We start from the raw sequence: 12,643 nt of genomic DNA on the forward strand, positions 1-12,643 counted from the left end.
CCGGTGCTTTGTGCGGTGCGTCAGCGCGAGTGGTGTGGCGCGCTGACGCACGTGCTGTGTTGTTTGATCAGCTCGCGTAGGACCGCAGTTTCTCGGCGCGATCGCCGACGCGGAGCTTGCCCATGACCTCACGCTCGATCTGACGAACCCGCTCACGCGAGAGGCCGAAGAGCTTGCCGATCTGATCGAGGGTGCGGGGCTGGCCGTCGTCGAGACCGTAGCGAAGTCGGATGACCTGCTGCTCCCGCTCGTCGAGCGTCCCGAGCACGCTGCGCACATCGCTGTGCAGCAGACCGGCGATGACGGCGTTCTCGGCCGAGGTCGCCTCGGAATCTTCGATGAAATCGCCCAAGGGCGCTTCTTCGTCGTTGCCCACAGGCATGTCCAGGCTTACCGGGTCGCGGCTGTGGTCGAGCAGGTCGGCAATCTTGTGCGCCGGGATGCCCGACTCTTCGGCCAACTCGTCGTCCGTGGCTTCTCGCCCGAGCTGCTGGTGCAGTTCGCGCTTGATGCGGGCGAGCTTGTTGACCTGCTCCACGAGGTGGACTGGGAGCCGGATGGTGCGGCTCTGATCAGCCATTCCGCGGGTGATTGCCTGACGGATCCACCAGGTGGCGTACGTCGAGAACTTGAAGCCCTTGGCGTAGTCGAACTTCTCCATCGCACGGATGAGTCCGAGGTTGCCTTCTTGAATCAGATCGAGGAGCGGCATGCCGCGGCCGGTGTAGCGCTTGGCCAGCGACACGACGAGTCGCAGGTTCGCTTCCAGGAGGTGGCTACGTGCCGACTGTCCCTCGCGAACGATCGTTGCGAGATCCCTCTTCTTGGCGACTGTCAGGCGCTTTCCCGTGGCAAGGACGTGGCTGGCGTACAGCCCCGCTTCGATTCGCTTCGCCAGTTCGACCTCGTCTGCTGCTGTCAGCAGTGCAGTACGACCGATCCCGTTCAGGTAGACGCGGACCAGGTCTGCGGCCGGGCTCTGGGCGTCCAGATCTGCGGCGCTCGGACGAATGCGAGTAGTGGTGCTGGGGCTTGTCATGACTTGCCTCCCTATCGGCGGTCTCTCACACAGTTCAACGTGTGAGAGTTCCGGGAAAGTTCCCGTGCCGATTTCCGCTAAATCGCCGTGACCTGCAGTTATTTCCCAGTCGTCCTGAGAAGTTGCTGAGAACACAAAAATCTGCAACTCACCGGGAACTCAGTTCGTGACGGGAAGCACCAACCCGTGTCGAACCAGCGAGACCATCATTGTGACGACGGCCTCACGTAGCTGGTTCGGGTCTTCGCCGTTCGCCGCGGCAAGAAGTTCGATCAATTCGTCGACCACCAGTCCATCCGCTCGGAGTCCGGCCAACAGCGCAGCACCGAGCTCGTCGATCTCGTGCTGCCAGTGCGGTCCGTTGCCGCGGTGCACACGCGTGACCACTTGTTGCCATCCCTCGTCACCGGGGAGGTAGACGCGTTCGAGAGCCGTGTCCGGATCGAGGACGAAGCGTTCCTCGAGGACGTCGTGTTCACGCAACCAGGCAAGACGGTCGAAGTAAGCGAGCGCCTCGGCCCCGAGCGGGTCCGAGAAGCCGTGCATGAGGTCCTCGGCCATCAGGTCGGTGGGGGAGTCGGTGCGGCGAAGGAACACGAAACCGAAGCCGACGCCCTCGACGTCGGATTCTTCGAGGTGATCCAGCCAGGCGTTTGCTCTCGATGCCGTTTCAGGATCTCGCGGATCCTGCCCGCCGTCCTTGAGCCACGTACCGACGTACAGAGCCGGATCCGCGACATCGCGCTGGACCACCCAGGCATCGACGCCGTGGGCCGGCAGCCACGACGCGATCCGCGACCGCCAGTCCTGGCCTTCGACGTGCACCCAGGACGCCAGCAGAGCTGCCGTGCCGCCGGGGTTCAGGTAGTCGATCGATTGCGAGATCATCAATTCGCTCGCACCGTCGAGATCGAGGCCGGAATCGCGGTACGTGTGATGGACGCGTGCCTCGCCGACGACAAACGGCGGATTGGCGACCACCTGGTCGAAGGTTCGACCCTCGACGGGTTCGAACCAGGACCCTTGAAGGAGTTCGACGTCCAGTCCGTTGAGGGCCATGGTTGCTGCCGTGAGGTCGACAGCGCGTTGATTGATGTCGGTTGCGGTGACCGAATCGGCGTACGTGTTCGCGTGCAGGGCTTGGATGCCGCATCCCGTACCGAGGTCGAGCACGCTGCCGACCCTCGCGGTGGGCGTGGCCTGCAGCAAGGACAGTGACGCATGCCCGACGCCCAGCACATGATCGGCCGTGGCCTTCTTGGGACGGATTCCGCCGTCGAGATCCGAGATCACCCAACGATCGCCGTCGCCGACGTCGATGGGGCGAAGATCCACCGCGGCCCGCACGAGCGGATTCTCACTGTCGAAGTTCTCACCTTCGAGCAGACCGGCGTCGACGCACTGCGCGATTGTCAGCGGAGCCAGCGCCGCGGCGACGTCGCCGGCCGGGCAGTCATCGGCGAGAAGGAACAGTCTGATGAGAACGCCCAGGTCCCCGAGTTCTCGGGTGGCGCGGCGCACGGGCACCGGCTCACTTCGACCGAGAGCAGCGTGAACTTCGGGACCCAACGCCTCGAGCATGGTTCCGGTGTCGAATCGATTGCGAAGCAGAGCCTCACGCAGCGCAGGGGTGATGGACAGGAGCGTTTCGCTTCTCACCCTGTCATTCTCGCAGGCGGAACTTGTCAGCCTTCGATGGTGTGGTGCGTCGCGGATTCGATCTCGCCTGCGGTCTTCTTTCGTCCGTCGTATCGACTCGGTTCGTCCTTGGTGCGCGGTGGTCGGTCGTTGGCGATCAGGACGGCGATCCAGGGAAGCGGAATGGATGCACCGATGATGAGCATCGAGATCCAGGCGTTGGCCCAGATGCCGTACGCGATCGCCGCGAGGATCAACGCCGGGAACCGGAAGGACATGATGATCATGTACTTGCGCACTCGGGCTTTGTGCTGTTCTTCGACGGACTGCTGCGCTTCGGTGATCAGTACGGGATTGTCGGGAGTCCCGGCCTCGTCGGACCTGCCGAACGCGCCATTTCGTGCCATGACTCCACTGTTCCACTCTCGGCCGACAATTGCACACGACCCGTGGGTCGCACCGCTGTGACGGAGACGGCATTATTGGAGGGGTGAGCACTCAAACCAAGGAACGTCCCGACGTCTCCACCGACGAAACGACCGACGACGACACCCCGAAGTTCTTCCACTACGTGAAGAAGAACAAGATCGCCGAGAGCGCCGTCATGGGAACCCATGTCGTCGCGCTGTGCGGTGAGGTGTTTCCCGTGACGAAGTCCGCCAAGCCGGGATCACCGGTGTGCCCGGACTGCAAGAAGATTTACGAAGGACTCCGTAAGGGCGACTGACCTCGGGTCAGGCGAGCGGGAGTACTTCCGGAGCTCGGCGGATCGACAGCCTCGACGCAGTCGGCCGCCGGGCTCTTCGCGTCTGCGTGCGGTTCATCGCAGGGATCTTGGTCGACGCACGAGTTCTGGCGCGACTCCGATTGTCTGCTCTCGGTTTGTCTGCTGCGGGGCCGCCCGTACGAGGGGACCGTGGCCGGGTCCGCTTTGTCGCCCGAGATGCGGATCGGGCTGGTGGCCAGGTGCCAGGTCAGGTTGGTGACCGGACCGGTCTTTTCGTCGGTGTTCTGAGCCGCAAGCCACTCTCGCATCTGCTCCATCCGAGTGGCACGAGCGGGCCAGAACTCCTGAACCGTCGCGTTGAACTCGGCGCCGAGGACGACGGCAAAACCGAGGAAGAACGTGAAGAGCAGAAACGCGATCGGCGTTGCCAACGCGCCGTACGTGTAGCCGGTGCTGGTGACGAATCCCAGGTACCAGCGCAATCCGGTGCTGGCGGCCATGAAGAACACACCGGCGACCAGGGCGCCCGCGAGCAGCCGATGCCACGGCAGCGACTTCGGCAGAGCGACCTTGTAGAGCGTCGTGAGGCCGATGATCACCAGCAGACCGACAGCGGGGTAGTAGAACGTGTCGACCAGATTCGATCCGACCACGTACCAGGAGGCCGGCAGTGCTCGTCCGACGAGCGTCGGCCCCAGAGCTACCAGCGGCAGGATGAACACCGCCATCACCAGGAACATCACGTAGAGCAGCAGGGCGAAGATGCGCTGCCAGATGGGATTGCGGGCATCCTGCTGCCCGTGTGCTTCCACGATCGAGTCGACGAACGTACTGATCGCCGATGATCCCGCCCACAGGGACAGCAGGAAGCCCACCGAGATGATCTCCGGGCGTCCGCGCTGAAGGACGTCCGTCACCGTCGGGCGGATGATCTGGTCGACGACGCTTTCGCTGAAGATCGTTCCGCTGAACGTGACGATCTTGGATTCGATGATCTCGACGGTGTTGGGTCCGAACCACCCACCGATGTAGCCGATCATTCCCAGAAGGCCGAGCAGCAGGGGAGCAAGCGACAGCGTTTGCCAGAACGCGGCCGTAGCCGCCTTTCCGAAGATGGAATCGTCCCAGGCCTTGCTCAGGGTTCGACCGATCAACTGCCCGGTGCGGCGTAGCGGATGCAATCTGCGGTGGTGCAGATCACTTCCGCTCGACTTCTCGCCTCGCGCTTCACTCATGATGTCTCCAGCATCCCTGACGACACACCCGGTTGCCCAACCATGGCGCCGACGTGTCGCACATTTCTGAGACAATTCGCGTGCAGGTCGGCAGGATGCGAGAGAAGCGAAACCTCGCCGGCCGGAGTGAGAACGGCCATGAGTACGCGCTTCGAGTGCGGCTTTCGTCGGTGGCGGCGGCTAGGCTCGTCGCCGGACATTGATGAAAATTCGAGGAGCGCGAGACAACAGTGCGATTCCAGTGGAGGCGCGGCCTATGACGTCTGAGACCGTGGCAGCCGAGTTCGGCAAGTCGCCCGAACCCGCCGGAGCTCAATCCGCGGGAACCCAACCTGGCGCCCCTACCGGTTCCCTTCGTGCATGGCAGCGCCGTGCACTGACCAAGTACCTTTCCAGCAGTCCGCGTGACTTTCTGGCGGTCGCAACGCCGGGAGCAGGTAAGACCACCTTCGCTCTGCGGGTAGCTTCGGAATTGCTCCGTGACCGGACGGTCGACCAGATAACCGTCGTGGCGCCGACCGAGCACCTCAAACACCAGTGGGCGGAGTCCGCACAGCGCTCCGGCCTCGCATTGGACTCGCGGTTCTCCAACTCGACCGGCCAGACCTCGAGTGACTATCACGGCGTCGTGCTGACCTACGCCCAGGTTGCCTCGCACCCGTCGAAGCATCGTGTGCGGACCGAGGGCCGCAAGACGCTGGTCATCCTCGACGAGATCCACCACGGCGGCGACGCCAAGAGCTGGGGCGACGCCATTCGTGAAGCGTTTGGCGACGCGACCAGGCGTCTCGCACTGACCGGAACCCCGTTCCGCAGTGACGACAGTGCCATTCCTTTTGTCGAGTACGAGCCGGACAAGGAAGGTCTGCTCCGCTCGAAAGCCGACCACTCCTACGGATATTCGGATGCCCTCAAGGACGGCGTGGTTCGCCCCGTCGTGTTTCTCGCCTACTCGGGCGAGGCACGGTGGCGAAACAACGCCGGCGAGGAATTCACCGCTCGACTCGGCGAGCCGCTGAGCGCCGAGCAGACGACTCGGGCCTGGCGTACGGCCTTGGACCCTGCCGGCGACTGGATTCCTGCCGTGCTGCAAGCAGCAGACACCCGTTTGGCGCAGCTGCGCAGTACCGGTATGCCCGATGCCGGCGGACTTGTCATCGCGACGGACCAGACAGTGGCCCGCGAGTACGCGAAGGCCCTGACCGCGATCACCGGCGAACAGCCGGCCGTCGTGCTGTCCGACGACCCCACCGCGTCCAAGCGAATCGCCGAATTCGGTGCGAGCGACCAGAAATGGATGGTCGCGGTCCGCATGGTGTCCGAGGGCGTCGACGTTCCCCGTCTGGCGGTCGGTGTGTACGCGACCAGCGCGTCGACTCCGCTGTACTTCGCTCAGGCGATCGGGCGCTTCGTACGTTCGCGTCGTAAGGGCGAAACTGCCAGCGTCTTCCTGCCGTCGGTGCCGGTGCTTCTCGACCTTGCCGCACAGCTCGAGGCCCAGCGTGATCACGTACTCGGCAAGCCGCATCGTGAGAAGGACGGCCTCGAAGACGACCTGCTCGCCGATGCGAACAAGCAGAAGGACGAGCTGGGCGAGGAGGAGAAGGCGTTCACGTCCCTGGGCGCCGATGCCGAACTCGACCAGGTGATCTACGACGGATCATCCTTCGGTACCGCGACATTCGCCGGAAGTGACGAGGAAGCCGACTACCTCGGTCTGCCAGGCCTACTCGACGCCGATCAGATGCGGGCATTGCTGCGTCAACGCCAGCAGACGCAGGTCGAGGCCAACTCGGCCAAGGCCGCCGCCCCGCAACCCACGGCGGCAGTGGTATCCGATCGAGCGGCCACGGCAGATCAGCTCGGTGCGCTCCGCAAGGAGCTCAACGGGTTGGTGGCGATGAACGTTCACCGCACTGGTAAGCCGCACGGCATCATTCACGCGGAACTGCGCCGGGTGTGCGGCGGTCCGCCGACGGCCATCGCTACTGTCGATCAGCTGACCGAACGCATCGCGATTCTCCGCAGCTGGTAGCAGCCGATACCGGTCCCGCACGCTTCGCGTGCTTGCGGCCCCGGAACGGCAGAACGGGCGATCACAGTGACTGTGATCGCCCGTTCTGGCGTTCATGGCGCGCCTCGTGAAGAGGCCACCCCCGGCTGACAGGTCAGATTGCGGGTTCGCTTTCGGAGACGACGGCATTCATCTCGCGAAGTCGATCCGCGTGTTCGGTTGCGTGGTGTCCGCAGAAGAGAAGCTCGCCGCCGGTGGGAAGCACGGCGCGTACGCGTGCTCCGGCACCGCACCGGTCGCACCGGTCGGCAGCGGTCAACTGTGGGCTGGTCAGTGTTCCGGGCATGACTCCTCCGTACTGGCTTTGCGGCATTCGGGCCGCGTGCCTGGGGCCTGGTCCGCCGCGTCGGAATGGCGCGGTAGATCCACTCTTACAGACGTTTGGGGTTTACGGGTTGTTCCCGAAGGCGTTTCTTAGTGTTGTGTCTCACTGGAAATGCGCTGGGCAGGCATTCTCGGGTGAAGATTGTTCGCTGACAGCTGATTCGGATCGCCGACCTCAGCCCGATATTCTGGGCGGATGAACCCGGGACGCGAACCACTTGTCGACGAGAGCGTCGAGTTGCTCCACATGTGCACGCGCGAGGAGTGGGCGCGGGCACAACAGCTCGGTGAACGTATCCCCGACGGATTCGAGGCGGAGGGATTTGTCCACATGTCGACTCCGGCGCAAGTTCATCTCCCGGCCAATCGGATCTTTGCCGGCCGTGACGACATAGTCCTTCTGGCTATCGATCCGGCCTTGCTCGTCGGTCAGGTCAAGTACGAACCGGGTGTCCCCTCGGACCCGGAATCGATGCGATTCCCGCATCTGTACGCCCCGATTCCCGTCGCAGCCGTCACCGCTGTCGTCGAGTATTTTCCGGGCGAGAACGGCGTGTTTTCGCCGGTTCGGTAGGTCGCCGGTTCGCTCGCCGCGAAGTGCTCCCCGCGGATAACGGCCCTCCCGCGATGCAGGTCACCGATCGGCGCTACCGTTGGTGTATGAACGTAGAAGTCACCCCACTACCGGGGATCGGGACGCGCAAGGATTTTGTTCTGTCTTCCGGTCGTCGCGTGGGTGTCGTCACCCATCGGGACGGTCATACCGACCTCATCGTTTCCAAGGCAGACGACCCTGACGCGTGTGCTGCCTCGCTGCCTCTGACCACCGAGGAAGCGGCAGCGCTCAGCAATCTCCTGGGTGCCCCACAGCTCGTTGCTCAGCTCGAGGAAGAGCACCGTGACCTTCCGGGCATTCGAACCAAACAGCTCTACATCAAGGACGGTTCTCGCTACGACGGACAGACCCTCGGGGACACCGGCATGCGCACGCGCACCGGAGTGTCCATCGTCGCCGTCATGCGCGCAGGACAGGTGAGCCCGTCTCCGAACCCCGACTTCACGTTCACCGGGGGAGACCTTCTCGTGGCAGTCGGAACGCCGGACGGTTTGGCTGCAGCGGCAAAAATCTTGGCCAACGGCTGACTGGCGCGTGGACACAACCACCCTCGCACTGATCGAACTCGGCGCGGTCTTCTTCGCGCTCGGACTGCTCGGACGGCTCGCTGCTCGCGTCGGCATGTCGCCGATCCCGTTCTACCTGATCGGCGGCCTGTGCTTCGGACAGGGCGGTTTCATCCAGCTCGGCGACATCGGCGAGTTCTCCCATCTGGCAAGTGAGATCGGGATCGTCCTGCTCTTGCTGCTGTTGGGGCTCGAATACACTGCGGCCGAGCTCGTCACCGGTCTCAAACGCTCGCGGGTAGCCGGCATCGTCGACATCGTCCTCAACGCCACCCCTGGCGCGGTTGTCGGCTTGATGCTCGGTTGGGGCGTCGTGGGGGCGACGGTCATGGCCGGCGTCACCTACATCTCGTCTTCGGGAATCATCGCCAAGGTGCTCAGCGACCTGGGGCGCCTCGGTAACCGCGAGACACCGGTCGTGCTTTCGATTCTGGTGTTCGAAGACCTGGCGATGGCGCTGTACCTGCCGATTCTGACCGCGATGCTCGCGGGCGTGAGCTTCATGGGCGGGCTCGAAGCGGTCGGGATCTCGTTGTTGGTCATCACCGTGGTTCTTGTCGTGGCCCTCCGATACGGACGGTACGTCTCTGCCCTCCTCGACAGTCCCGACAGTGAGACGCTCCTGCTCAAGCTGCTCGGTGCCGCACTGTTGGTCGCCGGCATCAGTTCGGCGATGCAGGTGTCGGCGGCTGTGGGCGCATTCCTCCTCGGAATCGCGATCTCGGGGTCGACGGCGCACAATGCCAGTCGCGTGCTCGAGCCCCTTCGAGATCTGTTCGCCGCAATGTTCTTCGTGGTCTTCGGTCTCAACACCGATCCCAGTTCCATTCCGCCAGTCCTCGGATGGGCCGCGATCCTGGCAGTGGTCACGGCGATCACGAAGCTGGTAACCGGCGCCTGGGCGGCCAGACGTCAGGGTGTCGCGCGAATGGGTCAGGCGCGCGCCGGTGCCGCTCTGATCGCCCGCGGTGAGTTCTCCATCATCATCGCCGGCCTCGCGGTGTCCGCAGGCGCCGTCGACGCCGAACTTGCCGCATTGGCAACTGCTTACGTGCTCCTGATGGCGGTCATCGGCCCGGTGGCGGCAAGAGTTATCGAACCGGTCGCCTCGTTGTACATCAAGGTTCGTACGAAGTCCTGATTGCGGTCCTATTCTGTCCGGATGTCGAACAGAATCGCCCGTCCCGCCGCGACCGCTCTGTGTGCGCTGATCATCTCGTGTGCACCGGTCCCGGCGCTCGCCGGTGGAATTCCCGCTCTCGACCACGCCGGACCCACAGCTGCGCAGGTTGCCGCGGATCGATCGCTGCACCTCGAGGGTGCGTCGAACGCGCGTGACATCGGTGGCTACGACGCCGCGGACGGGCAGACCGTTCGGTGGGGGAAGGTATTTCGCTCGAATGCCCTCGACAAGCTGACACCGTCGGATCTCGCGTCGTTGAGCGAACGCGGAGTGGAATCGGTCGACGACTTCCGTACGGTCGTCGAACGAACGCTCTCGCAGGATCGCCTTCCGAACGGGGCGCGAAGCAACTGGTTCGACGTCATCGGAACCAACCCCGCCAACCTCCCGGCGCTGGTGGACATGCCGACGATGTACGCGTTGATGGTGACCGATCCGGGGGCGAGCCGCGCATTCCACGACGCGCTGGTGAACGTCGCGAACACCGACGGTGCAGTCCTCTACCACTGCTCGGCGGGCAAGGACCGTACCGGTTGGATGACCGCAGTTCTCCTGACCGTCCTCGGCGTGAGTCGCACCGACGTGAACGCCGATTACATGCTCAGCAATCAGTACCTCACCGGACCCCGCACGGGGAGCGCGTTCATCGACGGCGTCGAACAGTCTTGGCTGGACACGTCTTTCGCCACGGTGGATCGGGTGTACGGCAACTTCGACAACTACGTCCGGGACGGCCTTCAGTTGAGCGAGGACGATGTCGCACAACTCCGGGACACACTCTTGGTCTGAGGCGGCAAACGCACAAGAGCCGCTCTCCGGAGATCCGGAGAGCGGCTCTTGTGTGCATAGCTGGTGTGACTAGTCGAGGTAGTCGCGCAGAACCTGCGAACGCGACGGGTGGCGCAGCTTCGACATCGTCTTCGATTCGATCTGGCGGATACGCTCACGCGTGACGCCGTAGACCTGTCCGATTTCGTCTAAAGTCCTCGGCTGACCGTCGGTGAGACCGAAGCGGAGGCGAACCACGCCGGCTTCGCGCTCGGACAGCGTCTCGAGTACCGACTGCAGCTGATCCTGCAGCAAGGTGAACGAGACGGCATCGACTGCGACAACAGCTTCGGAGTCCTCGATGAAGTCACCGAGCTGGCTGTCGCCCTCGTCGCCGATGGTCTGGTCGAGAGAGATCGGCTCACGCGCGTACTGCTGGATTTCCAGCACCTTCTCCGGCGTGATGTCCATTTCCTTGGCGAGCTCTTCCGGCGTGGGCTCACGGCCCAGGTCCTGGAGCAGCTCACGCTGGATACGGCCGAGCTTGTTGATGACCTCGACCATGTGCACCGGGATACGGATGGTGCGAGCCTGGTCGGCCATTGCGCGGGTGATGGCCTGACGGATCCACCACGTGGCGTAGGTCGAGAACTTGTAACCCTTGGTGTAGTCGAACTTCTCGACTGCACGGATCAGACCGAGGTTGCCTTCCTGGATGAGGTCCAGGAACGCCATGCCGCGGCCCGTGTAGCGCTTGGCCAGCGAGACGACCAGGCGGAGGTTGGCCTCGAGGAGGTGGTTCTTGGCGCGGTTGCCGTCGCGGCAGATCCAGCTCATGTCGCGTCGCTGAGCCGCAGGCAACTTCTCGCCCTTGTCAGCGAGGTCCTGCATGATCTGCACGGCGTAGAGGCCGGCCTCGATGCGCTTGGCCAGTTCGACTTCCTCTTCGGCGTTGAGGAGTGCGACCTTGCCGATCTGCTTGAGGTAAGCGCGAACCGAGTCGGCGGACGCCGTCAGTTCGGCATCCTTGCGTGCCTGGCGGAGAGCCTCGGACTCTTCCTCGTCCCAGACGAAGTCGCCGGAAGCCTTGTCCTTCTCGGACGGCTCTGCAGCGGTCTCTTCGTCTTCGCCGACTGCTACGACCTCGACGACATCGGACTCGACCTCGGCAAGGTCGCCGTCCGTGATGTCGATGTCTTCCAACTCGACATCGCCGTCTTCGGCGTCAGGATCGCCGGCCTTCTTGGGGCTGGCCTTCTTAGCTGCTGCCTTCTTGGCCGGAGCTTTCTTGGCCGGAGCCTTCTTTGCTGCTGCCTTCTTGGCGGGGGCCTTTTTCGCCGGAGCCTTCTTGGCTGCCGGAGCGGTGACGGTGGCCGCCTCCACGGCTGGAGATTGTGGCTCTGACTCTGATGGAGAATCAGCAGTCTGACGTGTATCGGTGGCTGCCACGTACGCCCTTTCGTGACGGTGTCGTGCGGCGTCACGCCAGAGTGGTGATCCGGCGGAGAGGTCAATGGTTGTTGGCCGGCGCGCAGCCGGACTTCACCATTGTAACGACTCTCAGGAAACTCTTACGTCACGGCGGGCCGTAACAGGTAGATTTTCCGCTTTTCACGTGCGGGTTTTCTCATCCGGCGACGGGGGCCGGCCTGGTCAGTCCGACCGATGCGAGCGCAGCTCCGGCAATTCCGGCGGTGTTGAGGAGGGTGGCGGGGACGACCTTCGTGCGGTTGGTCAGGTGCGGAATCCACTTCTCGTGCTTGCGGCTGATTCCGCCTCCGGCGATGAAGAGATCAGGCCACAGCAGGTTCTCGAAGGTGGTCAGAACTCGGGAGACCTCGACCGCCCACTCCTTGTAGCTCCAGTCCTTCTTTTCCTTCACCGACGACGCCGCTCGATGCTCGGCTTCCTTGCCGTCGACCTCGAGGTGGCCGAACTCGGTGTTGGGCAACAGAACTCCGTTGTGCAACACGGCAGATCCGATTCCGGTGCCGAAGGTCAACAAGATCACGACGCCGGAGGTGTCCTTGCCCGCTCCGAACGAGTCCTCGGCGATTCCGGCAGCGTCGGCGTCGTTGAGGACGGTGACTTCGCGCCCGCCCAGGGCCTTGCCGAAGAGCGCGGCGGCGTCGGTGTCGATCCAGGACTTGTCGATGTTCGCGGCGCTGCGCGCGACGCCGCCGGTCACGACAGCGGGCAAGGTGATGCCGACCGGACCGGTCCACTTGGCCTGCTCGACGATCTCGGCGACAGTGCCCGCGATCGCATCGGGTGTGGACGGCTGCGGGGTCAGGATCTTGATGCGTTCACCGATCATTTCCCCGGTGCTCAGGTCGATCGTGCCGCCCTTGACGCCGCTACCGCCGACGTCGATCCCGAAACCTGTGGTTGTCATCGTCCTGCGCTCCTGAGTGTCGAATTCGAGGTCACGATCTACCGTTGCAAACACTAACCCGAACAAGGACCCGGGCGC

At 63.8% G+C, this 12,643-nt stretch carries 13 protein-coding genes; 6 read left to right on the forward strand and 7 right to left on the reverse strand.

Annotated elements, in window-relative coordinates:
* Positions 1–67: 67 nt before the first annotated feature.
* From P0M12_RS25890 to P0M12_RS25900, 3 genes are all read right to left on the reverse strand, one after another.
* Positions 68–1,039 (reverse strand): sigma-70 family RNA polymerase sigma factor, encoded by a 972-nt coding sequence (locus P0M12_RS25890; protein WP_003942639.1) that lies wholly within the window; start codon positions 1,037–1,039, stop codon positions 68–70.
* Positions 1,040–1,198: 159 nt separating this feature from the next.
* Positions 1,199–2,698 carry a class I SAM-dependent methyltransferase gene (locus P0M12_RS25895; RefSeq protein ID WP_058038713.1) on the reverse strand — a complete coding sequence of 500 codons (1,500 nt, stop codon included), beginning with the start codon at positions 2,696–2,698 and terminating at the stop codon, positions 1,199–1,201.
* 26 nt (positions 2,699–2,724) lie between these two features.
* Positions 2,725–3,084 (reverse strand): DUF3099 domain-containing protein, encoded by a 360-nt coding sequence (locus tag P0M12_RS25900; protein ID WP_003942638.1) that lies wholly within the window; start codon positions 3,082–3,084, stop codon positions 2,725–2,727.
* An 83-nt stretch (positions 3,085–3,167) separates the two neighbouring features.
* On the opposite strand from P0M12_RS25900, the gene P0M12_RS25905 reads away from it, so the two are divergent.
* Positions 3,168–3,404, forward strand: coding sequence for a DUF3039 domain-containing protein (locus tag P0M12_RS25905; RefSeq protein WP_003942602.1), 237 nt, complete (start codon positions 3,168–3,170; stop codon positions 3,402–3,404).
* Here P0M12_RS25905 and P0M12_RS25910 read toward each other — a convergent pair.
* On the reverse strand, positions 3,377–4,639 hold the full coding sequence (locus P0M12_RS25910; RefSeq protein ID WP_214926229.1) for a YihY/virulence factor BrkB family protein: 1,263 nt from the start codon (positions 4,637–4,639) through the stop codon (positions 3,377–3,379). The genes P0M12_RS25905 and P0M12_RS25910 overlap by 28 nt on opposite strands.
* Before the next feature lie 256 nt (positions 4,640–4,895).
* Here P0M12_RS25910 and P0M12_RS25915 point away from each other — a divergent pair, with 256 nt between their 5' ends.
* Positions 4,896–6,674 carry a DEAD/DEAH box helicase gene (locus tag P0M12_RS25915; RefSeq protein WP_003942642.1) on the forward strand — a complete coding sequence of 593 codons (1,779 nt, stop codon included), beginning with the start codon at positions 4,896–4,898 and terminating at the stop codon, positions 6,672–6,674.
* Positions 6,675–6,807: 133 nt separating this feature from the next.
* On the opposite strand, the gene P0M12_RS25920 is transcribed toward P0M12_RS25915, so the two are convergent.
* Entirely contained in the window at positions 6,808–6,999 is a 192-nt protein-coding gene (locus P0M12_RS25920) for a hypothetical protein (RefSeq protein WP_003942643.1), read from the reverse strand.
* Positions 7,000–7,233: 234 nt separating this feature from the next.
* Here P0M12_RS25920 and P0M12_RS25925 point away from each other — a divergent pair, with 234 nt between their 5' ends.
* The 4 genes from P0M12_RS25925 to P0M12_RS25940 all read left to right on the forward strand — a co-directional run bounded on the left by P0M12_RS25925 (position 7,234) and on the right by P0M12_RS25940 (position 10,191).
* The gene (locus P0M12_RS25925) at positions 7,234–7,611 is read left to right on the forward strand and encodes a DUF952 domain-containing protein (protein WP_064112866.1); all 378 of its coding nucleotides are present in this window, start codon (positions 7,234–7,236) and stop codon (positions 7,609–7,611) included.
* 86 nt (positions 7,612–7,697) lie between these two features.
* Complete coding sequence (locus P0M12_RS25930; protein WP_021344116.1) at positions 7,698–8,180, forward strand: cation:proton antiporter regulatory subunit; 483 nt, start codon at positions 7,698–7,700, stop codon at positions 8,178–8,180.
* A gap of 7 nt (positions 8,181–8,187) precedes the next feature.
* Positions 8,188–9,360, forward strand: coding sequence for a cation:proton antiporter (locus P0M12_RS25935; RefSeq protein ID WP_003942634.1), 1,173 nt, complete (start codon positions 8,188–8,190; stop codon positions 9,358–9,360).
* A 21-nt stretch (positions 9,361–9,381) separates the two neighbouring features.
* Complete coding sequence (locus P0M12_RS25940) at positions 9,382–10,191, forward strand: tyrosine-protein phosphatase (protein WP_042449914.1); 810 nt, start codon at positions 9,382–9,384, stop codon at positions 10,189–10,191.
* 69 nt (positions 10,192–10,260) lie between these two features.
* Here the strand turns inward: P0M12_RS25940 and P0M12_RS25945 are convergent, their stop codons facing one another.
* Positions 10,261–11,619, reverse strand: coding sequence for an RNA polymerase sigma factor (locus P0M12_RS25945; RefSeq protein ID WP_019748245.1), 1,359 nt, complete (start codon positions 11,617–11,619; stop codon positions 10,261–10,263).
* A 178-nt stretch (positions 11,620–11,797) separates the two neighbouring features.
* Positions 11,798–12,565 (reverse strand): polyphosphate--glucose phosphotransferase, encoded by a 768-nt coding sequence (ppgK, locus tag P0M12_RS25950; protein WP_064112879.1) that lies wholly within the window; start codon positions 12,563–12,565, stop codon positions 11,798–11,800.
* Positions 12,566–12,643 lie beyond the last annotated feature (78 nt).

The sequence above is a fragment of the Rhodococcus sp. RCBS9 genome (genome assembly GCF_029457415.1).
Classification (GTDB): Bacteria; Actinomycetota; Actinomycetes; order Mycobacteriales; family Mycobacteriaceae; genus Rhodococcus_F; species Rhodococcus_F qingshengii.